This window comes from Elusimicrobiota bacterium (assembly GCA_016182905.1).
GTDB lineage: Bacteria > Elusimicrobiota > Elusimicrobia > UBA1565 > UBA9628 > GWA2-66-18.
This window is the reverse complement of sequence record JACPFR010000024.1, coordinates 88,549-110,831: the sequence shown is the minus strand read 5'-3', so window position 1 is coordinate 110,831 and position 22,283 is coordinate 88,549. Positions and strand designations below refer to the sequence as shown.

The following is a 22,283-nucleotide window of genomic DNA, read 5'->3' as shown; positions in this document are numbered from 1 at the left end:
CATAATACATCTTAGACGGGGGCGCTTGGTGCCAGGCCTCCCATTATCCCATTACTCCTCCGTACTGCTTGGAGAGTAATGGGATAATGGGAGGCCTGGCACCACTCAAGTGGCGAGGAGGGTGTCGGCGGTGCGCAGGAGGTTGAGCAGGGACTCGTCGGACTTCGCCCGGAGGATCTTGCGCCGCAAGGTCTCGTTGGTGATCAAGGACGCGATGCGCTGAAGGACTTTGAGCTGCAGCGTGGGCGTCTCGAGCGGGGTCAGGATGAGGAACACGAGGCGCAGCGGGGCGCCGTCGGGGGTGGGAAGGGCCGGGGCCTTGGCGAAGCGGCCCACCGCGATCAACGGCGTCGTCAAGCCGGGCAGCCGGGCGTGCGGCACGAGGACGCCGCGGCCGACGGCGCTGGCGAACTTGAGCTCGCGGTCCCACACCGCGGCGAAGGCCGCCTCGGCGTCGAGCTCGGGGTTGGCGGCCTTCATCTTGTCCATCAGGTGGCGGATCGTCTCCCGGCGCTCCGTCGTGGGCAGGTTCGCGTCCACGGCCGCGCGCGAGAAGAACTCCCCCGCCATCCAGCCCGTCGTCTTCTCGAACTCGTCGCGGACCTCGCCGACGAGCTCCTCCAGGATGTCCTCGAGCGTGAGCAGGCCCATGATGCGGTTGAGGCCGTCGCGGGCGACGGCGAGGTGCACGCCCTTGTCGGGCATGGTCTTGAGCAGCTTTTCCAGGAGCTCCCCGTCGGACACCTCGTACAGGTCGCGGCGCAGCGCCTTGAGGTCGGGCTCCGCGCCGGTCTCGGTCAGGAGGAGGTCCTTGATGTGCACGAAGCCGATCGCCGAGTCGAGGCCGGTCTCGCACAACGGGTAGCGCGAGTAGCGCTTGTCGCGGATGACCGCCAGGTTCTCGGCCCAGGTCCGGGCCAGCGACAGGTAGGCGATGCGCTCGCGCGGGCGCATCGCGTCGGAGACCTTGGACGAGCCGAAGTCGAAGAGGTTCTCGAGCAGCAGCAGCCGCTCGAGAGGCATCGCGCCGCGCTCCTGCGTCTCGCCGAGCAGCACGCGCATCTCGTCGACGGTGACGGAATGGTCGGCCTCTGACGCCGGCTTGACCCGGAACACGTGCAGGATGCCGCGCGAGGACGCCGACAGGAAGCGCACTGGCCAGCGCAGAAAGGCCTTGAAGCCCGTCAGGGGCAGTATGCCCCACAGGACCACGGTCTCGGCGAACTGGATGCCGATGGTCCGCGGGATGAGCTCGCCCAGAACGATGTGCAGCCAGGACAGGATGGCGAGGGACACCGCGAAGACCGCGCCGTGGAAGACCATCGGCGGCAGGATCAGGGTCAGGCCGCCCAGAGCCCCCTCGACCGCGCGCGCGATCGCCGGCTCGCCGACCCAGCCCAAGGTGAGCGAGAGGATCGTGATGCCGACCTGGCAGGCGGCGAGGTAGTCGTCGAGGCGGTTCAGCGCGGCCTGCACCGCGAGCGCGCGGCGCCCGCCCTTGCGCGCGAGCACCTCGACGCGCGCCGGGCGCACCCGCACCAGCGCGAACTCCATCAGCACGAACAGGGCGTTCGCGGCGATCAGGGCGGCGACCAGGAGCATCAGCATCGTGCGGGGATTATAGCCCTTCTCGGCGCCGAGCTTCGGCCTTGAGGGCCTGCATGTCGAGCTTGCCCGAGCCGAGGAGCGGGAACTGCTCGACCTTATGGAAGTTGCCCTTGTCGGGCAGCCAGAGCTTGGGCAGGCCGACGTCGGCGAGTTTTTTCAGGACGGCCTCGACGTCGAGCTCGGCTTTATAAAGGACGACGAGACGCTCGCCGCGCTTGTCGTCGGGGACGCCGGCCACGACGAAGGTCATGTCGAGGACGCCGTGCGCCTCGTGCAGGCTCTCCTCGACCTTGACGTGCGGCACCATCTCCCCGGCCACCTTGGAGAAGCGCGAGAGCCGGTCGGTCAGGGTCACGAAGCCGTCTTCGTCGATGCGGGCGATGTCGCCGGTGACGTAGTAGCCGTCCTTGACGGCCTCGCTCGTCTTCGCCTCGTCGCCGAGGTAGCCCTTCATCACGTTCGGCCCCTTCACGAGCAGCAGCCCGGGCTGGTCCGCACCGAGCTCCTTGCCGGTGTCGGGGTCGACGACCTTCATGAACACGCCGGGAAGCGGCTGGCCCACGGTGCCGAGCTTGGTCCCGGTCTGATGGATGCCGGGCCAGGCGATGTCGGGGATGTTCGCCGAGGCCACGGGCGAGAGCTCGGTCGCGCCGTAGCCCTCGAGCGGGGTGAGCCCGTATTTCTCCTCGAAGGCCTTGGCGACCTCCGCGCGCAGCTTCTCGGCGCCGACGACGACGCGGCGCAAGGTCTTGAACTTCTCGGGCTCGACGCGCCGCATCCAAGCGAGGAGGAAGGTCGGGGTGCCGAGGAGGCAGGTGACTTTGAAATCGGAGGCGAGCTCGCCGATGCGGCGGGCGTCGAGCGGATTGTAGTGGTAGACGGTCCCCATGCCGAGGCGCAGGGGCATCCAGAGGGTCACGGTGAAGCCGAAGGAGTGGAAGAACGGGAGGACGCCCAACATGCGGTCGTCCGGGCCGAATTGGATCACCTGGGCGACGGCCTCGAGGTTCGCGAGGATATTGGCATGCGTGAGCATCACGCCTTTGGGGGTCCCGGTCGAGCCGCTGGTGAACATGACGGTGGCGAGACGGTCCAAGGAACCGCGGGCCTTGGCGAAGAACGAGCGTTCAAGCAGGAACGACGGGATGAGGAGGAAAATAAGGGCGTGAACGGCTTTGGTGAACGCGGACAGGGACGGCATGAGATCCTCGACATATATCTTCTTGCCGTCGGGTTCCCAGCCCGTCTTTTCCGAGAACTTGCGCGAGGAGACGATGGTTCGAATGCCGGCTTTGTTGACGCAAGCATCCACGACCTCTTTACTGGCCGTGTAGTTCAAATTTATGGCGACCTTGCCGTGCAGAAGAAGGCCCGCGTTGACGAGCGCGGCGCTGGCCGACGGCGGGAGGTACACGCCGATGTTTTCGTCGCCTTCGGCGACGTTGACGGATATCGATCTGCCGATGAGATAGGCGCCCGTCAACGCTTGAATGGCGTTCAAACGGGTGCCGGACGAATCGGCCATGCTCAATGCAAACGGCTTAGCCTTTGCCTGGCGCGAGAACGCCAATGGCAAAGGCGGACTGTCTTGAAGGCGATGGGTGAAGGCCTCGGCCCCTAAGGCGAGAATGGCCTGCCTCACTTCGAATGCCGACGATGACGCCGACATCGGCTTCCCGAAACTCACTGTAACCCGATACGGAATTCTCCGCGGCCACTTGAACACGATTTTCCCGCCGGAAAAACTGAAGATGCTTCCCCATACTTGATCCAAATGCACCGGCACGATCGGGACCTCGACGCCGTGCACCATGCTCTCGAAGCCGCGCTTGAAGCGCTGCATCTGGCCGTGCCGACTGATCTCCCCTTCGGCGAATATGCACACCGCTTCGCCCGACATCATGTACTCCCGCGCGCGCTTGAACGAGGCCACGAGGGCCTTCGGGCCGTCGCCGCTCGAGACGGGGATGCAGCCCATCGCCTTGAAGAACCAGCCGGCGACGGGCAGGTCGTAGAAGGCTCGCAGCATGAGGAAGCGCACGAGGCGCTGGTTGGCCATCGCGATGAGGATGGCGTCGATGAACGACACGTGGTTGGCGACGAGGAGGACCGGGCCGTCGATGGGCACGTTGTCTTGGCCGACCGTTCGTATGCTGTAGATGCACCGCGTCAGCGGCAGGAAGAGAAGCCGCAGGAAGAAATCCGGCAGGCGCTTGAGCAGCTCGTAGGCGATCACCGCCGACATCGCGGCGGCGACGAGGAAGACCTGGGCCGGGTCGAGGCGGAACTTGGCGTCGAGGGCCCACAGCGCGGCCGAGGCGACGAGGATCGCGGCGAAGCAGAGGAAGTTGCCCGTCGCCACGACGCGGCCGCGCTCGTCGGCGGGGCTGCGCTGCTGGATGAAGGCCTGAAGCGGCACCGCGTAGAAGCCGGCGGACAGCCCCGCCATGAGCAGGTCGAAGATCACGCGGTTCGGCGAATGATAGGCGAAGCCCAGGTCCGCCCCGAACAGCACGAGGCCGAGCGCGCCCGCCGGGACGAGGCCGAGCTCGACGCGGCCGCGCGACAGCCGCCCGGCGATGAAGGAGCCCGCGCCGATGCCGAGGGCCAGCATCACCTGGAAGCGCCCGCAGGCCGCCTCGCTCAGGCCCATGAGGCGCGTGCCGTAGACGAGCAGGTTCAGCTGGAACAGCGCTCCGACGAACCAGAAGAAGGCGGCCGCGTAGATGGCGAGGTTCACGTTCGGCAAAGAGGCGAGGTGCCGGAGGTTGGCGGCCGTGCTCGAGAACGGGTCGAGCGACAGCGCCGCCCCCGGGCGCGCCGGGGCCGAGGCGGGGATCAGCAGGGACCCAAGGAAGCCCGCGAGGGCGACGGCGGCGAGCAGGGCCGCCGCCAGCCCAGGGCGGTCGCGCAGGCGCATGACGAGCTCGGCGGCGGCGGTGGTGCCTAAGATGATCGCGCCGAAGCTCGTCATCTGCACGAGGCCGTTCGCGTTGGACAGCTCGCCGTCCTCGACGAGCTCGGGGAGGATCGCGAACTTGACCGGGCCGAAGAACGCGGAGTGGACGCCCATCAGGAAGACGAGGACCAGCAGGGCCGGCACGCTGCGCGCCGCGAGAGCCGGCACGGCGAGCAGGAGGAGTGCCACCTCCAGCGCCTTGAACAGGGCGACGAGGCGGGCCTTCGGCCAGCGGTCGGCGGCGTCGCCGGCGAGCGTCGAGAACAGGAGGAACGGGACGATGAACGCCGCGCTGGCCGCCGCGATGAGCGCCGGCGCGCCGTCGGGATCGGCCGCGACCGTCAGCAGGATGACGAAGGTCTTGAAGGCGTTGTCGTTGAACGCGCTCGTCGCCTGCGCGGCCAGGAAGGCGAGGAAGCCCCTCGAGGAGACGCCCCGCCTCATCGGCTCTCCCGGGCCTCGCGCTCGAGCGCCGCGCGCCGCTCCCAGGAGCCGGGGTGCGTGCGGAAGTAGTCGGAGAGGCCCTCGGCGGCGACCTCGCCCGGGCCGCGCTTCGTGTCCTCCTCCGCCTTGAGGCCGAGGGCGTCGAAGAGGCGCAGGCCCGCGGCGGGGTCGCGCTTGCGCGAGCGCATCAGACGCACGGCGTACGCGTCGGCCTCGAGCTCCTGGCTCGGCGAGAAATGCAGGGAGGCGAGCATGCGCGGCAGGAAGATCGCGCCGCCGAGCACCACGCGCACGGGGTCCTTCTCGCCCGCGCGCAGGCGGTAGCGGTCGGCGCAATGGGCGAGCTCGATATGGCCGATCTCGTGGCCGAGCACGAACAGGAGCGCGTCGGGGTCCGCGTGAAGTCTCTCGAGAAGGTCGAAGGTCGCGTAGACGAAGCCGCCGGGGACGGCGAAGGCGTTGATCCCGCCGTGATCGACGGCCCGGAACTCGTAGCGCCCGCGGAAGCGAGTCACCAGCGGCGAGCCGGCCGCCTCGAGGCCGAGCTCCTTCCACAGCGCCGCGCGCGAGGCCCCGGGCGTGCCGGGCGCCGGCTCGGTCCCGCGCCGCAGGTCCTTGTCGATCTTCTCGCCGATGGCCCGTTCCTCGCCGCTCGAGAGCGGGAAGACGACCGCGGCGCCCCGGTCGAGGGCCTTGCCGTGCTCGGCGACGGCGCGGGACACGGGGAGAAGGCTCTCCCGGCTGGGGCCGCCGCGGCCGACGACGAACGCGGCGCCGAGGGCGAGGAGGATGAGCGCGGCCGGCGCGAGCCGCTTCACTCCCCGGAGCCCGCCTTGTTGTAGAGGGTCGAGGCGAAGATCAGCACGACGCCGAGGGCGACGAAGCTCGCCACGCGGTGCGGCAGCGGGAGGTTGGCCGTGTCCGAGAGCAGCGCCTTCGCCACGCACAGGCCGAGCAGGCCGAGGCCGGGCAGGCGCAGCTCGCGCCAGCCCAGGCCGATGCCGCCGGCCAGGAAGGCGATGCCCAGCCCCGTCCACGCCATCGTCAGCTGGACGCGGTCGAGCTCCTTGGCGAAGTAGGCCGCGCCGAGGACCAGCGCCAGGAGCGCGAACATCGTCGCCGCCTGGTCGTCGCGGTCCTCCTCGGCCTGCGCCGACTTGGCGAACGACAGGCCCCCGAGAAGGGCGCCGATCGACGACCAGAACAGCAGCGCGCGGGGCACGGTGAGGGGCGACAGCAGGGCCGCCGGCGCGGTGAGATAGGACACCCCGGCCTCGAGCGCGGCGCCCGCCGCGAGCAGCAGGGCCTGGGCGCGGAAGTCCGCGCTCTTCGCGGTCCGCCCGAGCCAGAAAAGGCCGAGCGAGGTGAACGCCCAGATCGGCAGGCGCAGGCGCCCGTCGAACTCGCGGTAGACCGCGAACGAGGCCACCGCGAGGAGCATCCAGGACAGCGCGCGGCGCTGGTCGGCGCGGGAGAACGGCTCCCAGCGTTTTGACAGCTCCTCATCCATCGGATCGGCGAACAGGAGGTACAGGTAGGCCCCGATCACCACCGCGGTGACGAGTAGTCGCGGCGACACGCCCATCGCCGGCGTCCCGGCCCCGTAGTCGACGAAGAAGGAGTAGAACCCGAAGCCGAGCTCGAGGACGGCGGCCTGCACCCACAGGTGCACGCGTCCGAGGCGCACCGCCAGGTGCTCGCCGGCGATGGCGAGCGCCACGAGACAGCACAGGAACGGCGCCGCGTCGAGCGCGCCCCACAGGCCGAGCACGAGCGCCGCCGTGCCGATGTACAGCCAGTACTCGGTGACGGGCCTCTCCCACTCCTCGGGGTCGGCGAGCCACAGGCGGTGAAAGCGCGAGAAGAAATAGGACAGGCCGGAGAACACGTACAGCGCCATCGCCGCGGCGCGGCGCGCGTCGTCGCCGCGGCGCGCGACCTCGGTGTAGAACATGAAGGTCAGCAGGGCCATGCACAGGCCGGCCGCGCGCCAGACGGGCTGGTTCAGGAACAGGCCGACGAACACCCAGCCCGTCGAGACCCCGACCCAGGCGACCAGCTTCCACATCGGGTCCGGCATCTCGAAGACGGCGGCCGCCATCAGAGCGAGCGGGATCACGCCGCCCAGGCTCACCGACGCCGCGGCGCGCCCCAGCACGCGCAGATGGCCGATCGCGGGCAGGAGGAAGAGCGCGCTCAACGCCCCGGCGCGCGGCAGGCTGGCGCGGCCGAAGTACACCCGTCCCATCGAGCCGGCGACGAGGGCGAACAGGGCCGCGTTCAGGCACAGCGCCGAGTCGAGGATGCTCTTCTGGGCGCCGGTGAAGAGGCGCTCGCGCGTCCGGGGCACGAACGGCATCAACGCGACGATCAGGTAGCCCCCGGCGAGCCAGCCGAACGGCTGGGCGAAGTTCGCCGCGGTGTGTTCCGCGGGCGGCAGGCCGATGGTGCGGAAGTACTCGGGGACGTAGTTGGCGTGGAAGCCGATCAGCGCCGGGATCAGCACGTCGGCCTCGCCGGACTCCACGGCGATGGCCGCGGAAGCGGCCAGCAGCAGCAGGAACAGGTCGAAGGAGGCGATGTCCGCCCGAAGGAACAGCAGCAGGAAATAGGTCAGGCCGACGGCGTACAACCGGAAGGGCCTCGAGCCCGTCGACAGCGCGTGCGTGATCATGCCGCCGGCCGCCGCCAGCAGGAGCCCGAGCGCGACCTGGGGCGAGTCGACGATCTTCACCGGCTCGAAGTGATAGACGGCGTAGGCCGTGATATAGAGGACCGACCAGCCTCCGCCGAGCAGGGCGCCGGACAGGTTCTGGTACGGGGGCCGCGCGCGGACGAACACGCCGAGGCCGACGAGGGCGGCGCCCGCGGCGGCGGCCATCAGCGCGCGCTCGTGCGGGCTGGTGTGCTGGGCGCGCCAGATCAGGAAGAAGACGACGCCGAGGCCGAGGATCAGCGCGCCGACGTACTGGAGCATCTTCTCGCCGATGAACTTCTCGGTGAACGCCGAGGAATAATCGCGCGGCGCCGCGGGCGCGGAGCGCAGCGGCCCGGACGCCTTGGGGAGCGGCGGCAATCCCTTCGCCTTGCGCACGAGGTCCGCGAAAGTCTCGGACCGCTCGGCCGGGGCCGGAGGGGGCGGGGACGAGGGCTTCGGGACGGGGGCGGGCTTCGGCGCCGGGGTCTCGATCCTGGGAAAAGGGGCCTCGGCGGGCCTGCCCCACTTCAGCCTCTCCACCTCGTCCCGAAGGGAACGGACCTCGAGGCTCAACGCGCGCAGCTCGGACTGGAGATCTTCGTTTGTCGCCATGAACGCCCAAGGATACGCCCGCCGCCGATTCCTGTCAAGGCGGGGGTTTGCTAGGATGGGCCATGGCCGAAGCCAAGGAATTCAAGCCGCTCAAGGACCTGGGAGCGATCCCGCTCAGCGAGGCGAGCGAGCTCAAGTTCTACGTCGACGAGTTCAAGGGCCACCGCTACGGGTCGATCCGCACGTTCGTGACCGGCGACGCCTACTCCGGCCCCACCAAGGCCGGGGTCACCTTGAACGCCCGCGTGCTGGAGGAGACCATCCCCGTCCTCGAGAAGCTCCCGGCTGAGCCCGCCGGCGCCGAGGACCGCGAGCTGGTGCGCGTGCCCAGGAAGATGGGCGTCGAGCTGGTCGTCCGCGTGACCTTGCACAAGGGCACGGTGGGCATCGACCTGCGCGAGTGGGTGATCGAGGCCGGCTACACCGGCTGGTCCAAGAAAGGCGTCCGTGTTCCTTATAATAGCCTGGCCGCGATGATCGTCTACCTGCGCCAGATGAAAGCGCTCGTCGTAAAACCCTGACGTCCTCCCCCTGGCGCGTCTTCCGAACTCCTGTTATAGTGGCCTCGTGATGCCCTCCGTCCCGCGGGACGGCGTCGGCAGCCGACCTGGACTGGGCGCTCCAAAATGACGCAGACTTCGTGAACCGATTTGTCGACCGCAACGCCGCGCAAAGGTAAAAACACCATGAACTTCCCGATCTTACGCCGTCTGCTCGCCGTCTCCCTGGCCCTGATCCTCGCGGTCCCGGCCTCCGCCTTCGACAAATACGGCGGCGGCCCGATCGTCGCCGAGCTCGTCGGCCGCCTGCTCGAGCAGACCCACTACGCGCGCCGCCCGATCGACGACGCCGTCTCCAAGGAGTTCCTGCGCAACTACCTCGAGGCCTACGACTACAACCACATGATCCTCGAGAAGAGCGACGTGGACGAGTTCGAGGCCAAGTACGCGACGACCCTCGACGACCGCATCAAGGACGGCGACGTCGAGGCCGCCTACGAGATCTACGAGCGCGTGCTGATGCGCCTCGACGAGCGCGTCGCCCTCGTCAAGACGCTGACGTCCTCCACCTTCACCTTCACCAACGACGACAAGATCGTCCTCGACCGCCACGAGCTGCCCTGGCCCGCGACGCCCGCGGAGGCCAAGGAGCTGTGGCGCCTGCGCATCAAGCACGAGGTCCTGCTCGAGCGCCTCGCCAAGCTCAAGAGCGACGAGGCCAAGGCCGCCGCCGCCAAGGCGGCGCAGGAGAAGAAGGATAAGGCCCCCGCCGTCGCCGAGGCGCCGAAGCCCGAGGCCAAGAAGGAGGAGGCGCAGACCGGCGCCGAAGGCGCCGCGCCGGCCAAGCCCGCGAAGGAGCTCACCGCCAAGGAGACGATCGACCAGCGCTACGACCGCATCCTGCGCAGCTACAAGGAGTACGACGGCATCGACATCTTCTCCACCTTCGTCTCCGCGCTGACGCGCGTCTTCGATCCGCACACCGACTACCTCGCCGCCGCCCAGAAGGAGAACTTCGACATCAGCATGAAGCTCTCCCTCGTCGGCATCGGCGCCGTGCTGCGCTCCGAGGACGGCTACGCGCGCATCGTCTCGCTCGTCCCCGGCGGTCCCGCCGACTCCGACAAGCGCCTCAAGCCCAACGACAAGATCGAGGCGGTCGCCCAGGGCGACGGCCCGTTCGTCGAGGCCGTCGGCATGAAGCTCGACCGCCTCGTGCAGATGATCCGCGGCGAGAAGGGCTCCGTCGTGCGCATGCGCGTCATCCCCGCGGACGCGATCGATCCCTCGACGCGCGTGGTCATCACGCTCGTGCGCGACGAGATCAAGCTCACCGACCAGGAGGCCAAGGCCAAGATCTTCACCGTGCCCGGCAAGGGCGGCAAGGCCTCGAAGGTCGGGGTGCTCGACCTGCCATCGTTCTACGCCGACATGCGCGGCGGCGAGGGCGGCAAGAGCGCCACCCGCGACACCGAGCGCCTCGTGGGCGAGATGAAGCGCCGCGGCGTGGACTCCCTGATCATCGACCTGCGCCGCGACGGCGGCGGCTCCCTGTCGGAGGCCGTCTCGCTGACGGGGCTCTTCATCAACGCCGGCCCCGTCGTCCAGGTCAAGGACGCGCGCGGCACGATCAAGCTCCTGCGCGACACGGACTCGATGACCGGCTTCGACGGCCCGATGATCGTGCTGACGGCGCACGGCTCCGCCTCGGCCTCGGAGATCTTCGCGGCGGCCCTGCAGGACTACGGCCGCGGCATCGTCGTCGGCGAGAACAAGACGTTCGGCAAGGGCACCGTGCAGTCCGTGCTCGAGCTGAACCAGTACCTTCCCCCCGCCTACCGCTCCTACAAGCCCGGCGCGCTGAAGCTGACGATCCAGAAGTTCTACCGGGTCTCCGGCGGCTCGACGCAGCACCGCGGCGTGCTGCCCGACATCCACATCCCCTTCTACGGGGACATCAGCGAGTCCACCGAAAGCTCCCAGAAGAGCGCCTTGCCCTACGACGAGGTCGAGCCCGCGCCTTATGACAGAAGCGCGACTTTGCAGGCCCGCCTCTCGACTTTGGCCAAGGCCTCGACGGCCCGCGTCGCCGCCTCCCGTGAGTTCCAGTGGATCAAGGAGGACATGGCGCGCTGGGAGAAGCAGAAGAAGGACAAGGCCCTCTCGCTCAACGAGAAGGCGCGGCTGGCCGAGCGCAAGACCGACGAGGAGCGCTCCGCCGCCCGCAAGAAGGAGCGCGCCGCCCGCAAGGACAAGCCCTTCGCCTCCGAGGAGATCACCTTGGCCATACTCGACGGCAAGGCCCCCGCCGTGTCGACCGCGACGGCCGCGACGCCTCCCGCGCCGCTCGACGACGACGAGGACGCCCCCGGGGCCTCGTCCGACGCGCCCGACTCCGTGCTCGACGAGACTTTGCGCATCGCGGCCGACCTGACCGCGCTGACGCCGCCGCCCGTCGGCCAGGCCGAGCGCCGCTCCCGCAACGCCGTCACCCAATAGCGGAAGCCCCCGGGCGGAGGGTTCGCGTCGCCGCCGTCGATCCGATGTCTGGCGGGGCCGCTCGGCATTGAGCCTCGCTCGGGGTCGTCCGCGATCGACGGAGCAAACGTCGCGGCGACCCCACGCCCCGCCAGACATCGGATCGACGGCGGCTAGGGCTCGTCCGCCCGGGGGTTTCCTCCATCTTCGTTCATGCAGGGGGGCCGGCGACGCGATGTCCGAGGGGCGTGGGTCGCGCGACCGCGATGCTCATGGGTCGCGCAAGACCCGAGCGCGGCTCAATGCCGCGCGTCCCCGAGGACATCACGTCGCCGGCCCCCGCCCATATCGGCGTTTGATAGAATGCCCGTCTCGTGATCGCGTTCCTGCTCGCCGTAGCCGTCGCCGTTTCCGCGAATGCGGCGCCTCCCGTGCGTTTGGCTCTGATCGAGGACACGCCCTCGGCCGCGACGACGGCCGTCCTCCCGGCCCTCGAGCGCGCGCTGCGCGACGCCGGCGGCGACGCCGAGCTGCTCGGCGTCGACTTCGTCGCCTGCTCGTTCACCGGCGACGACCACATCTGCCGCCTGCCGAGCGCGCTCGGCGCGCCGCCGACGGACTCCGCCTCCACCGCCGTCGCGCTCGAGTCGGAGCACGGCGTCGCGTTCGTCTACCCGCCGGCGGAGGACTTCGTCGCCGCGCTCGTGAAGTCGGCCGCCGACCCGACGACGTTCCCGGTCTACGGCGCGATGGCGCTGCGCGAGCGGGAAGCCGAGGCCTCGGCTTACGTCTCCCGGACCGGCGCGACGACGCTGACTCTGAGCGCCGAGCTCGACCGCCCCGCGACCCGCCGCTGGCGCCAAGGCATCGCCGGCTTCTACCGCGTGCGCTGGAAAGGACGGGACATGGCGGTGCTCATCCCCGCCCGCGAGCACGGCGGCCTCGCCCGCCTGGCGGCCGCCGCGGCCGAGGCGCCGCGGCCGTGGATCGGCGTCGCCCGCGGGGGGACCTTGGGCTCGACGATGTCCGACGGGACGCCGCTGGAGGTCCTCGACGCCCTCGAGCGGACGGGCCTGCGCTGGTCGGCGGTCTCCGCCTCCGAGGTCGAGCATTGGTCCGACCTCGAGGCCTACCGGAACGGGCATCCCGACGGCGTGCGCTTCCTCTCGGCGAACCTCATCTACTCGACGGACTCCGCGCGCGGGCCCTTCCCCCCGTACGCGGTCGTCGACGCCTCCGGCACGCGCGTCGCCCTCGTGGGGCTGACGCCCGACTCCGCCGGCGAGCTCCTCCCCCGCTTCGGGCCCGGCCGCCTGGCCGTGCGCGACGCGGCGACCGCCGTCGACGAGCTCATCCCCCGCCTGCGCGCCGACGCCGACGTCGTCGTCCTGCTCGCCCCGCCGGAGCTCGCGCGCTCCGCGCGCATCATGAACGAGACCGGCGTCGACCTCGTGCTCGGCGAGGGGCCCGATGGCTTCTCGACCGTCCCGCCGCCCTCGGTCGCCGTCGCCCAGGCCGAGCGCCCGGCCTACGCTCAGCCGTTCCCGGCGCTGCGCGCGTACCGCCCCGCGCTGAACGTCTACGAGATCGACCGGCGCGTCGAGGACGAGCGGGCGTCGTGGACGGTGACGAGCTCCGCGCGCCTGCTCGACGACCTCGCGCTGCAGCTCGACGGCTTCCCGATCCGCGCGTGGGATGCCTTCGTCGCGTCGGCCTCGACCGAGAGCCCTTTGATCCCGCCCGCGCGCGCCGTCTTCGCGGGCACGGGACGCCGGTGGCCGTTCTACACGGCGCGCGAGTTCTGGACGCTCTCGGCGGGCCTGCTGTCCGAGCGGGGGCGCGCCGAGGCGGGCCTGCTGCCCGTGTCGCGGATGATGGGCGACACGCCGGGCGGCGTCCGAGAGGGCCTGATCCGCGCGAACCTCGGCGGAGCCGGGCAGGCCGTGCTCGTCTCGCTCCCGGGCTCGCGGCTCAAGAGCCTCGCGGCCGAAGCCGCCGGGCAGGCGCGCCGCGAGGATGCCGGCCTGCCGGTCGACGCGAAGCTGCGCTTCACGGTGTCCGGCTTCGACCCGAAGGGCCGCCTTCGCGGCGTGCCCCTCGACGCCAAGGGCGCTTACCGGCTCGCGACCTCCAGGACGGCCGCCGAGGCGCTGGGCCTGCCCGAACCCTATGAGCTGCTCGCCGGGACTCCGACGGTGGACGACGCCGTGCTCGGCGAGCTGAGGCCCCGCTCCGACGGCGCGAGCGCCTCCGACTGGCGCGCGTGGATGGCCGGCGCGCCGCTGAGCGCACCCGGCCTCTGGCGCCTGAACTTCCGCGACGTGGGCCTGAACCTGCGCCAGACCAAGGTCGTGCGCTCCGACGAGTTCAACGCGGTGCCCAACTCCCGCATCCAGGGCTTCAACGAGATGCTCGTCGGAGGAGTGTTCAAGGCCGACGCCGAGTACCTCAAGAGCGAGTTCAAGTGGACGAACACCGTCGAGGCGGAGTACGCGAAGAGCCGCATCGAGCCGCGCAACGCGCCGGCGACCGTCAACCTCGCCTCCAACCGCGTCATGCTGCTGACCTTGGGCACTCACCGCGCGGGCCAGATCCGCCGGGAGTGGCTCGCGCGCTCCTGGGGCCCCTCGCTCGGCCTGCAGTACGACGGCGAGTTCGAGTCCACCCTGGGGCTGCGCCGCAAGCAGGCCTACAGCCTTTTCCCCGGCGTCGAGTTCTTCGACGGGACCTTCGTGCGCACGCTCGTGCTCTCCGGCATCCTCAAGCGCGACCTCGGCCGCGAGCCGCCGAACACCCAGAGCGGTCTGCGCCTGCGCTCCGTGTTCTCGCGGGAGATCGGCCCCGCCAAGGCGCTGCTCCACGGCGAGCTGTGGAACAACTACTTCTTCCTGACCAAGCAGGACACCGCGGGCGACCTGCGTCTGGAGGGAGACTTCAACGTCAAGCTGCGCATCCCGGTCCGCAAGTACCTGTCGGTCGCACCCTACTTCGACTTCTACTGGTTCCAGCTCAAGACCCGCCCGGACAAGGGCTACGTCACGACCTTGGGCGTGTCCATCGGCTTCTCGCGGCTGTGGAAGCCGCAGTACGAAGCGTTCTGATCCGCGGCCTAATTACAACCTTGACAAGGCCCGGGGCTGGACCTACACTTTTGTCACGCGAGGTCCATCCATGAATATCCCCCGTTTCCTGGCCGTGTGCGCCGTCCTGGCCGCTTTCGCCGCCTTCCCGAGCCGGGCTCCAGCCGAAGAAGACGAGAACACCGAGGAGGCCGCCGCGCAGGAGGCCGACCAAGCCCCGACGACGACCACCACCACGACGGAGGCGGCCGCGCCCGCGGCGGAACCGATCCCGGTCAAGAAAGCCGCGCGGGGCTACAAGAATCATCCCCGCCCGGCGGCCGCGCGCCGCGACGAAGGAGGCGGGGGAGGAGGCGGCGGAGCGCTGCCGCGCCGTCCAGGCGCCGGCGACGAGGAAGAGGACGACCAGTCCTCCTCGCCGACCCCGCCCCTGGGCAAGCCGCCGAAGGACGACAAGGGCTGCGACATGCCTCCCCTTCACCACATCAACGTCCACTTGATGGGCGGCAACGGGAACCGCTTCCGGGTCGACTCCACCCCCATCGTCTGCTCGACCGACGCCGGCACGCGGCACGAGCGCTACTGCCAGGAGACGATGGGCGACGACAACCGCCGCTGCTGCCCGGTCAAGCCCGAGGGCCATCCCCTGCGCGTGGCCTGCGAGCTGATCCTGCTCGGAACGGACCCCACCGACGGCATCGCGGGGCCGCATTGGTCCTACGCCGGCGGCGACGGCAGGGTCGAACGGCACCCGGATAACCCCTTCCTGGCCTTCGCGTACGGCAAGGGCGTCGTCCGCGCCTGCTCGAACGTGTCCAAGGCGTGCGGCGAGACGTCCTATCAGGTGCCCAACTACAAGCCCTAGCCATGAGCATGCTCGGCCTCGACGCGCGCCGGGCCGCGCCCCTCGTCGTCGTCTTCGCGGCGATGGCCTGCGGCGGGATCGGCGGCGGAGGGAGCGGCTGCGGCCCCGCGCTCGACGCCGACAAGATCGCCGCGGACGCCAAGGGCTCGAACGCGGCGGCGGACGCCGCGGCGGCCCGCGCCAAGATGGGAGACGCTCTCATCCAGAAAGGCGACGGCTACGAGAAGGGCGCCTTCGCCAACCTCCTCTCCGGCTTCTCCGGTGACGGAAGCACTTTGCCGGGCTCGCCCAAGAGCGAGTTCGCCCGCCTGGCCCAGTCCCTGCCGCCCACGCCCGAGAACCAGAAGCTCATCGAGCAGGCCTTGGGCCAGGACAACGCCAGCCACGGCAAGGGCGGCGCCACGGACCTCGCCGGCAACGGCGGCTACGTCACGGTGGTCGACGGCGCCGACGGCAAGCCCAAGTGGCAGTGGAACGCTTACGACGCCGGCCACTCCGCGCCCAAAGGCTTCGAGAAGCCGTACGTCTCGCCCGCCGGCTACACGGGGCTGCCCTCGCCCGCGGCCGGATCCGGGACCTCGGCCGGTCCCGCCGCGGGCTCGAACGCCCTCACGCCGCCTCCCGGCGTCACCGGCTGCTGGCCGAAGCCCCCGGGGCTGCATCACATCAATCTCCACCTGATGGGCGGCAACGGCAACCGCCGCGTCGTGGACTCGACACCCATCGTCTGCTCGGGAAGCTACTGCTCGGCGGTCGGGTTCTCCGGCCGCGGGTGCTGTCCCCTGCGCCCGGAGGGCGACCCCCTGCGCGTCCAGTGCGAGGGCGAGGTCCTGGGAAGGAACCGCGAAGGCAGGATCGGTCCGCGCTGGACCTACAAAGGCAACGGCAGCGTCGAGGTCCAGCCCGTCAACCCGTTCCTCGCCTGGGCCTACGGCAACGGCTGGGTCGGGGCCTGCTCGAACGTCTCGCCGGTGTGCAGCTGGAAGGAAGTCATCAACCACCCCGAGCTCCTGCGCGGGACCACCTCGCAGGCCGTGGGCGGCGGCGGAGGCGGGGGCGGCTCCTCGGGCGCGCCCGCAGGCTCGAGCGGCTCGGCGCCGAGATCGGCGCCGGGCACGCCGCTGAAGTCCTCGACGGACACGGCTCCCGGGAATTCCAACCTGGAAAGCCTGATCCCGACCATCCCCGAAGTCGAGCCGGCGACCGACACGCCGCCGAATTAAACGGCCCCGGTCAGGTCGGCCTCGAAGAGTATCTCGTAGGCGTGGCCGAAGGGCGCGGGCTTGCTCGCGTACAGGCTGATCTTCGTCACCGGGCGGCGCAGGCCCAGGACCGGCTCCGCCTTGAGCGCGGCGACGAACCCGGGCGGGGCGGCGTCGTCCCGGTTGCGCCCCAAGGTGAGATGCGGCGCGTAGGGCCGCGGCTCGTTTCGGTAGAGCAGCCCCGCGAGCCTCTCCATCGGCTCCTTGCCCTCGGCCAGGCCGATCCAGACCACGCGCGCCTCCTCGTGGGAGTCGAACGCGTCCACGGCGCCGTACACGACCGAAAACGGCGCCGTCGCCGCGGCGGCGCGCGTCATCAGCTCCCGGATCTCGGGCAGCCGGCTCTCGTCCACCGCGCCGAACCAGCGCAAGGTCGTGTGCATGTCGCGCGGGTCCACCCAGCGGAAGCTCCCGCCGGCCCGGCGCAGGCGCGCGACGGCCTCGGCGGCGGCCGCCTTGACCTCCTCGTCCGCGGCGACGGCGATGAACAGGCGCATAAGAAGATAAACTATATCTCATGAGAGCCGTGGCGACACGAGTCTTGTCGGCCTCCGTGACCTTGCGCGACGGCGCCCATGCCGGCGAGACGCGCTCGACCGGCCCCGGGCTCCTCGTCCTGCTGGGGGTCGGCCTCGAGGATAACGAAGCCTCGCTCAAGAAGCTCGTGGACAAGCTCCTCGCCCTCCGGATCTTCGCCAACGACGAAGGCAGGTTCGACCGGTCGGTGACCGACGTCAAAGGCGAGATCCTCCTCGTCTCCCAGTTCACCCTGTGCGCCTCGCTCAAGGGCGGCCGCCGCCCCGACTTCACGTCCGCCGCGCGCCCGGACCAGGCCGAGCCGCTGTATCGCCGCGCCGCCGCGCTGCTCGCGGCCGCGGGCCTGACCGTGCGGACCGGCGAATTCGGCGCCTCCATGGCGGTGGAATCGGTCAACGACGGGCCCGTGACCATCGTTTTGGACACCGAAACCTTCTAGGTCCTTCGGGCAATATTTAAATTTTGTATTGTTTTTACATCCGATTTGCGATTGATTAACATCAATTACATGGGTTGACCGGTCTCATCGGCGTTTCCCGCCCCGCCCCATATACTGTAGGGGCAATGAACACCAAGTCGACTTTCTTCACCGTTCTCTCCCTGATCCTCGCGACCTCGGCCTCGGCCCAGGTGACCTCGATCCTCCCCGGCGGCCGCGGCAACATCTACATCGGTACCGGCGTGAACCTCCCCGGCCCGGTGCCCAACATCGTGATCAGCCCGCGCATCAGCCTCCCCGCGCCGCTCCTCGCCCCGTCCATCGTGCTGACGGCCGCCCCCGCCCCGACCCCGGCGCAGACCCCGGTCCCGGCCCAAATCCCGACCCCGGTGGTCCCCGTCATCGCCCCCACGATGCCCTCTCTTCCCATCTCCGCGATCCCCGAGCACATGTGGAAGCTCAACGCGCACGAGGGCGTCCTCCCCTACCCTGCCCTGCGCGCCCAGCTCGCCGCGCCGGCCAAGGACGACAATCCCAAAGACGCCGTCGCCGAGCGCGACGCCCTGGACAACCTTTTCGACGGCCGCCGCCAGCCCGCCGAGAAGTCCCCGGTGCGCTCCGACCGCCACCAGAGCCTCCCCGAGCAGGACCTCGAGAGCGAGATCGGCGCCTATTAAGCCTTAAGCCGTTCAAGACGAAAGGGCCTCGCGAAAGCGAGGCCCTTCTTCTTTCCCGACCCCTTGCGCTCGAACGCTTGTTCGATTATACTAAGCCCCATGTTCGTCGCCAGCGAGGACTATGACGACGTCGGCCTCAAGCTCGACGACCGCCTCATCAAGCGGCCGGCGGCCACCTTCTTCCTGCGCGCCGCGGGGTCGGCGCCCGACGCCGACGTCAAGGACGGCGACCTCCTGATCGTGGACCGCGCCGAGCCTCCGGCTCCGGGGCGCGTGATCGTGGCGGTCGTGCGCGGCGAGATGCTGACGCGGCGCCTGCCGCCCGGCTGGCGGGAGGACGACGGCCTCGAGATCTGGGGCGTGGTGACCTTCGTCGTGCGCGCGCCGTAGCGATGCCCGTCTTCGCCCTCGTCGACTGCAACAACTTCTTCGTCTCCTGCGAGCGCGCCTTCCGCCCCGAGCTCGAGGGGCGCCCCGTCGTCGTGCTCTCCAACAACGACGGCTGCGTCATCTCCCGCTCCGAGGAGGCCAAGGCCCTCGGCGTCGGCATGGCGGCGCCCTTCTTCGAGATCCGCGCGCTCGTCGCCGAGCACAAGATCGTCTCGCTGTCGGCCAACCACGAGCTGTACGTGGACATGTCCCGCCGCGTCTCCGCCGTCCTCGACCGCCACGCTCCCGTCGTCGAGAACTACTCGGTCGACGAGTCCTTTTTGACGCTCCCCGCCGAAGGCGCCGATCTCCTCGAGACCCGCGCCCACGCCCTGCGCGCCGAGGTGCGCCGCTGGACCGGCCTGCCGGTGGCCGTCGGCCTGGCGCCGACGAAGGCCCTGGCGAAGCTCGCCTCGGACAAGGCGAAGAAATGCGGCGGCGTGCTGTCCCTGCTCGACGCGGGTCTGAGGGAAAAGATCTTGGACGAGACGCCCGTCACCTACGTCTGGGGCATCGCCAAGCGCTCCGCCCTGCGCCTGGCGCCCTACGGCGTGCGCACCGCCGGGGACTTCACCCGCGCGCGCGACGCGGTCATCCAGAACGCGCTCGGCATCGGCGGCCTGAAGCTGGCCCACGAGCTGCGCGGCGTCTCCTGCCTGACCTTGGCCGACGCGCCCGCCGCGCGCAAGTCGGTGACCGTCTCCCGCTCCTTCGGCAAGCCGGTGTACTCCCTCGAGGCGCTGCAGTCGGCGCTGGGCACGTTCGCCGCCCGCGCCGCGGAGCGCGCGCGCCGCCACGGCCTGCGCGCCGGCGAGCTCGGCGTGCACTTCGGCTGGCGCGAGGACGACCGCCCCGTGATGGACGGCGAGAGCGTCCACCTCTCGCCGACCAACGACACTCCGACCTTGATCCGCGCGGCGAAGGCGCTGGCCGACAAGCTCTTCGTGGAGGGGCGCGCGTACAAGAAGGCGGGGATCGTGCTCGGCGGCCTGGAGGCCGCGGACGCCGCGCAGAGCGAGTTCTTCGACGACGGGTCCGGGGAGAGGTCGGCGCGGCTGTCGAAGACCGTCGACCGGCTCAACGCCGCGCTCGGCGCGGGGGCCCTGCGCTACGGCGGGGAGAAGTCGTCGACGTCCTGGGCCTCGCGCTGCGAGAGCCGGTCCCCGTGCTGGACGACCCGGTGGGAGGACCTAAAGACCGTTCGTGCGGCGGTGTGAGCGCGCGTAGCGCACGGCGTCCCTCGGCGCCTCGCGGCGGACCAGCAAAGCCGCGGCGGTGAGCAGCATCAAGCCCGCGATCGCCAGGAACAGGCAGAACAACGTCCCCTCCTGGCACGGCAGACCTGGGTTGCTTCCATGACCGGCGACCGCCGCGACCATCATGATGTTCATCTCGGTGTACTCCCGTCGGAGGGGACCCGACCTCGGGAGTATGCCCGCGACCTGTTACGCCGCTATTTCAGGATCGAGTAATTAGCGTCACTAAGAGTGTCAGGCCTCATAATTTGAAACATTCTTTGTTCAAATTATGAGGCCTGACACCGAAAAGTGGACGGGAGCGGCTAGCGGCGGCGGCGCTTCTGCCAGGGGGAGGGCTTGGCGGGCTTGTGCTTGTTCTGCCAGGGAGTGACGCGGATCTGGTTGGGCAAGGAGTCCTTGACGGGCTCGAGCTCGATGCGGCCCATGGCCTCGTCGACGCCGGTGAGCTTCACCTTGAGCTTCTGGCCGACCGTCGCGTTGGCGCCGCGCCACAGGCCGACGGCGCCGGACTCGGACAGGGACACGAAGGCTCCCGCGGTGGTGACGTTGATGACGACGCCGTCGAAGATCTCGCCCACGGAACGGCCCAGGATCGCGGCGCGCGCCATGTCCACGGCCTTGCGCTCGGCCTCGGCGGCCCCGCGCTCGCGCTCGGAGCAGTGCACGGCCAGGCCTTCCAGGTCGATGCCGCTGACGTGGCTCGTCTTGTCGCCCTTGAGCAGGCCTTTGACGGCGCGGTGGACGACCAGGTCGGGGTAGCGGCGGATCGGCGAGGTGAAGTGGCAGTAGTCCTTCGACGCGAGGCCGAAGTGGCCGCCGGCCTCGGCGGAGTAGCGCGCCTGCTTCAGGCTGCGGATGACCTGGATGTTGGCGGTCTCCTCGAACGGATGGCCGACGGCAGCCGCGAGCAGGCTCTGCAGTCCTTCCACGGGATGCGCGACGAGCGAGGTCTTGGCCACGATGCCGAGCTGGCCCATCTCCTCCTGCAGCGCCTGGAGCCGGACGGGGTCGGGCGTCTCATGCAGGCGGCGCATGAAGGGGACCTTGTGCTTCGACAAGGTGCGGGCGACGGCCTCGTTGGCCGCGACCATGAACTCCTCGATGAGGCGGTGGCTGTCGAGGCGCGGGCGCTTGAGGACGACGAGCGGCTGGCCCTGCTCGTCCATCTTGACGTAATACTCGGTCGTCATGAAATCGAGCGCCCCTCTTCTCATGCGGACCTTGGTCAGCTTCTTGGCGAGGGCTCCCATCTTAAGGACCACCGCTTTGACTTCCGGCGTCACGCGCTCGACGGCCTTCCCGTCGACGACGTCCTGCACTTCCTCATACGTGAAGCGCCGGCAGGAGCGGATGACGGTCTCTTCGAGCTCCACCTTTCCCGGCGCGCCGTGCTCGTCGAGCTCGAGCCAGCAGGTCACGGTCAGCCGCGGCACGTCGGGACGCAGCGAGCACAGGTGGTCGGAGAGGTTCGGCGGCAGCATCGGGATGACGCGGCCGGGCAGGTACACGCTGGTGGCGCGCTTGACCGCCTCGGCGTCCACGGCCGAGCCGCGCTTGACGTACTCGGCGACGGCGGCGATGTGCACGCCCAGGCGCCAACGCCCGCCGGGAAGCTCCTCGAGGGACACGGCGTCGTCGAAGTCCTTCGCGTCGGCGCCGTCGATCGTGAAGACCGGGAGGTGGAACAGCTCCTTGCGCCCGGCCCACTGCTCGGGCGTCGGGTCGAGGCCGAACCTCGCGGCCTCGCTCTCGACGGCCTTCGGGAACTTGACGTCGATCTCGCGCTGGGCGAGCGTGGCGGCGAGGCGGACCTTCGGCTCCTCGGCGCGGCCGAGGATCTGCGTGAGCGTCCCGCCGGCGACCTGGTTCTCGGTGGGCCAGCGGTCGATCTTGATCGCGGCGAGCATGCCCGATTCGGGGCTGACGCCCGGCGCGAGGGACAGGACGACGATCGCCTGGGACTCGTCGGTGCCCTCGGGGACGACGGCCCAGTACTTGCCGGCCTTGCGCAGGAAGCCGACGGCCGTCGTGCGGGCGCGCGTGAGGACCTCGACGATCTCGCCCATGCGCTTGCCGTTGCGCTCGCCGCCGAGGCGGACCTTGACCCGGTCGCCGTCCATGGCGAGGCTCAGCGTCGGGCCGCTGACGAACACGTCCGCCACGCCGACGGCCTCGGAGAGCAGGAAGCCGAAGCGCCCCTTGTGCTGGAGCTTGCCGTCGAGGAACTGCCCGCCCCCGGAGCTCTTGCCCCCGCCCCGGTTGCCGCCCTTCGGGCTGTGGAACCCGCCGCGTCCTCGTCCTCTCATCCCGTCATTGTGGCATTTATCGCCCGCCGCCGCCTTCAGCCGACTGGAGTTAAGGTGCCAGGCCTCCCATTATCCCATTACCCCCATCGCCGGCGGGGTGGGTAATGGGATAATGGGAGGCCTGGCACCG

The 22,283-nt window shown here is 69.9% G+C and carries 16 protein-coding genes; 9 read left to right on the top strand and 7 right to left on the bottom strand.

The features are described 5' to 3' along the window. Window positions 1-105: 105 nt before the first annotated feature. From HYV14_09685 to HYV14_09670, 4 genes are read right to left on the bottom strand one after another with little or no spacing between them, the layout of a single operon-like run. Window positions 106-1,608, bottom strand: a complete 1,503-nt coding sequence (locus tag HYV14_09685) for a DUF21 domain-containing protein (protein ID MBI2386270.1) — start codon at window positions 1,606-1,608, stop codon at window positions 106-108. A 10-nt stretch (window positions 1,609-1,618) separates the two neighbouring features. Beyond that, window positions 1,619-5,011: an MFS transporter gene (locus HYV14_09680; protein MBI2386269.1), complete on the bottom strand. Its 3,393-nt coding sequence runs from the start codon at window positions 5,009-5,011 to the stop codon at window positions 1,619-1,621. After that, window positions 5,008-5,829 (bottom strand): M48 family metalloprotease, encoded by an 822-nt coding sequence (locus tag HYV14_09675; GenBank protein ID MBI2386268.1) that lies wholly within the window; start codon window positions 5,827-5,829, stop codon window positions 5,008-5,010. Before HYV14_09675 ends, HYV14_09680 begins: the two co-directional genes overlap by 4 nt. Next, window positions 5,826-8,321: a DUF2339 domain-containing protein gene (locus HYV14_09670; GenBank protein MBI2386267.1), complete on the bottom strand. Its 2,496-nt coding sequence runs from the start codon at window positions 8,319-8,321 to the stop codon at window positions 5,826-5,828. Before HYV14_09670 ends, HYV14_09675 begins: the two co-directional genes overlap by 4 nt. Window positions 8,322-8,383: 62 nt before the next feature. Here HYV14_09670 and HYV14_09665 point away from each other — a divergent pair, with 62 nt between their 5' ends. The 5 genes from HYV14_09665 (at window position 8,384) to HYV14_09645 (ending at window position 16,467) form a co-directional block, all read left to right on the top strand. Further along, window positions 8,384-8,842 carry a hypothetical protein gene (locus HYV14_09665; GenBank protein MBI2386266.1) on the top strand — a complete coding sequence of 153 codons (459 nt, stop codon included), beginning with the start codon at window positions 8,384-8,386 and terminating at the stop codon, window positions 8,840-8,842. Between the two features lie 165 nt (window positions 8,843-9,007). After that, complete coding sequence (locus tag HYV14_09660; protein MBI2386265.1) at window positions 9,008-11,320, top strand: carboxy terminal-processing peptidase; 2,313 nt, start codon at window positions 9,008-9,010, stop codon at window positions 11,318-11,320. A 353-nt stretch (window positions 11,321-11,673) separates the two neighbouring features. Further along, window positions 11,674-14,400, top strand: coding sequence for a hypothetical protein (locus HYV14_09655; GenBank protein ID MBI2386264.1), 2,727 nt, complete (start codon window positions 11,674-11,676; stop codon window positions 14,398-14,400). Window positions 14,401-14,470: 70 nt separating this feature from the next. Further along, the gene (locus HYV14_09650) at window positions 14,471-15,244 is read left to right on the top strand and encodes a hypothetical protein (GenBank protein ID MBI2386263.1); all 774 of its coding nucleotides are present in this window, start codon (window positions 14,471-14,473) and stop codon (window positions 15,242-15,244) included. Between the two features lie 2 nt (window positions 15,245-15,246). Further along, window positions 15,247-16,467 (top strand): hypothetical protein, encoded by a 1,221-nt coding sequence (locus HYV14_09645; protein MBI2386262.1) that lies wholly within the window; start codon window positions 15,247-15,249, stop codon window positions 16,465-16,467. On the opposite strand, the gene thpR is transcribed toward HYV14_09645, so the two are convergent. Then, window positions 16,464-17,003, bottom strand: a complete 540-nt coding sequence (gene thpR / locus HYV14_09640) for an RNA 2',3'-cyclic phosphodiesterase (protein ID MBI2386261.1) — start codon at window positions 17,001-17,003, stop codon at window positions 16,464-16,466. The two genes, HYV14_09645 and thpR, sit on opposite strands and share 4 nt — an antisense overlap. 20 nt (window positions 17,004-17,023) lie before the next feature. Here thpR and HYV14_09635 point away from each other — a divergent pair, with 20 nt between their 5' ends. The 4 genes from HYV14_09635 (at window position 17,024) to HYV14_09620 (ending at window position 19,805) form a co-directional block, all read left to right on the top strand. Then, entirely contained in the window at window positions 17,024-17,482 is a 459-nt protein-coding gene (locus HYV14_09635) for a D-tyrosyl-tRNA(Tyr) deacylase (protein ID MBI2386260.1), read from the top strand. Window positions 17,483-17,607: 125 nt separating this feature from the next. Continuing rightward, entirely contained in the window at window positions 17,608-18,159 is a 552-nt protein-coding gene (locus HYV14_09630; GenBank protein ID MBI2386259.1) for a hypothetical protein, read from the top strand. A gap of 99 nt (window positions 18,160-18,258) precedes the next feature. Continuing rightward, window positions 18,259-18,549: a hypothetical protein gene (locus HYV14_09625; protein MBI2386258.1), complete on the top strand. Its 291-nt coding sequence runs from the start codon at window positions 18,259-18,261 to the stop codon at window positions 18,547-18,549. A 2-nt stretch (window positions 18,550-18,551) separates the two neighbouring features. After that, entirely contained in the window at window positions 18,552-19,805 is a 1,254-nt protein-coding gene (locus HYV14_09620; GenBank protein MBI2386257.1) for a Y-family DNA polymerase, read from the top strand. On the opposite strand, the gene HYV14_09615 is transcribed toward HYV14_09620, so the two are convergent. Together HYV14_09615 and HYV14_09610 are read right to left on the bottom strand one after the other, a co-directional pair. Continuing rightward, window positions 19,779-19,979 carry a hypothetical protein gene (locus tag HYV14_09615; GenBank protein MBI2386256.1) on the bottom strand — a complete coding sequence of 67 codons (201 nt, stop codon included), beginning with the start codon at window positions 19,977-19,979 and terminating at the stop codon, window positions 19,779-19,781. The two genes, HYV14_09620 and HYV14_09615, sit on opposite strands and share 27 nt — an antisense overlap. A gap of 170 nt (window positions 19,980-20,149) precedes the next feature. After that, window positions 20,150-22,153 (bottom strand): VacB/RNase II family 3'-5' exoribonuclease, encoded by a 2,004-nt coding sequence (locus tag HYV14_09610; GenBank protein ID MBI2386255.1) that lies wholly within the window; start codon window positions 22,151-22,153, stop codon window positions 20,150-20,152. Window positions 22,154-22,283 lie beyond the last annotated feature (130 nt).

Excerpts from the sequence above, each read along its gene's own strand:
- HYV14_09685 (MBI2386270.1), bottom strand. The coding sequence starts at position 1,608 with ATGCTGATGCTCCTGGTCGCCGCCCTGATCGCCGCGAACGCCCTGTTC.
- HYV14_09680 (MBI2386269.1), bottom strand. The coding sequence starts at position 5,011 with ATGAGGCGGGGCGTCTCCTCGAGGGGCTTCCTCGCCTTCCTGGCCGCG.
- HYV14_09670 (MBI2386267.1), bottom strand. The coding sequence starts at position 8,321 with ATGGCGACAAACGAAGATCTCCAGTCCGAGCTGCGCGCGTTGAGCCTC.
- HYV14_09665 (MBI2386266.1), top strand. The coding sequence starts at position 8,384 with ATGGCCGAAGCCAAGGAATTCAAGCCGCTCAAGGACCTGGGAGCGATC.
- HYV14_09660 (MBI2386265.1), top strand. The coding sequence starts at position 9,008 with ATGAACTTCCCGATCTTACGCCGTCTGCTCGCCGTCTCCCTGGCCCTG.
- HYV14_09650 (MBI2386263.1), top strand. The coding sequence starts at position 14,471 with ATGAATATCCCCCGTTTCCTGGCCGTGTGCGCCGTCCTGGCCGCTTTC.
- HYV14_09645 (MBI2386262.1), top strand. The coding sequence starts at position 15,247 with ATGAGCATGCTCGGCCTCGACGCGCGCCGGGCCGCGCCCCTCGTCGTC.
- thpR (MBI2386261.1), bottom strand. The coding sequence starts at position 17,003 with ATGCGCCTGTTCATCGCCGTCGCCGCGGACGAGGAGGTCAAGGCGGCC.
- HYV14_09635 (MBI2386260.1), top strand. The coding sequence starts at position 17,024 with ATGAGAGCCGTGGCGACACGAGTCTTGTCGGCCTCCGTGACCTTGCGC.
- HYV14_09630 (MBI2386259.1), top strand. The coding sequence starts at position 17,608 with ATGAACACCAAGTCGACTTTCTTCACCGTTCTCTCCCTGATCCTCGCG.
- HYV14_09625 (MBI2386258.1), top strand. The coding sequence starts at position 18,259 with ATGTTCGTCGCCAGCGAGGACTATGACGACGTCGGCCTCAAGCTCGAC.
- HYV14_09620 (MBI2386257.1), top strand. The coding sequence starts at position 18,552 with ATGCCCGTCTTCGCCCTCGTCGACTGCAACAACTTCTTCGTCTCCTGC.
- HYV14_09615 (MBI2386256.1), bottom strand. The coding sequence starts at position 19,979 with ATGAACATCATGATGGTCGCGGCGGTCGCCGGTCATGGAAGCAACCCA.
- HYV14_09610 (MBI2386255.1), bottom strand. The coding sequence starts at position 22,153 with ATGAGAGGACGAGGACGCGGCGGGTTCCACAGCCCGAAGGGCGGCAAC.